The sequence below is a fragment of the Salinisphaera sp. SWV1 genome (genome assembly GCF_052044155.1).
Classification (GTDB): domain Bacteria; phylum Pseudomonadota; class Gammaproteobacteria; order Nevskiales; family Salinisphaeraceae; genus Salinisphaera.
This window is the reverse complement of sequence record NZ_JBQDYE010000182.1, coordinates 1-528: the sequence shown is the minus strand read 5'-3', so window position 1 is coordinate 528 and position 528 is coordinate 1. Positions and strand designations below refer to the sequence as shown.

At 51.1% G+C, this 528-nt stretch carries 2 pseudogenes; both read right to left on the bottom strand.

The features are described 5' to 3' along the window. Positions 1–395: pseudogene (locus ACS8YF_RS20145) on the bottom strand (HTH-type transcriptional regulator EutR); the annotation flags it as partial. Between the two features lie 45 nt (positions 396–440). Continuing rightward, a pseudogene (locus ACS8YF_RS20140) lies at positions 441–528 on the bottom strand (ethanolamine utilization protein EutK); the annotation flags it as partial.

Below are 528 nucleotides of genomic sequence, written 5' to 3'. Positions count from 1 at the left end.
CTCAGTTCAAATTCAGTGCCACCAGGGCGGGTGGCGATTTCCGCGCTTCCCAGACATTGCGAACCGATAAATCCCTGCTCACCGCGCGTCGCCGGAATGCCAAACCAGAACGAGTTCGGCCAGACCAGGCACGACTGACGCAGCGCCAGACCGGTGTATTCACGAAAAACCTGAATATCATCGAGTAGAATTTCCGTAAATTCACCATGAAACTTGCCCGGATGCAGCTGATCGTAAATCTGCTGCCAGGCGGTAATCGTTAAAGCATGTTCATAGACATCCGTTGTCTGTCGTTGATGAACATTATCCACTTCGACCTTCGGCGTGAGCTTCAGGTTTTCGGGTAAGGGTTCATGATAAAGATGGTGCAAATTGGCTGTACGGGTCTTTTTCATGATGTTAATGCCGGGTGTTGTAGGACACCCGGCACCTCCGACAGGTTAATGGGGCTTGAGACGATAACGACTACTGCGTTTACGTAACGTCCCGGCAGAAAAGAGCTGTTCGAGCGCATTTCTGGCTTTTTCC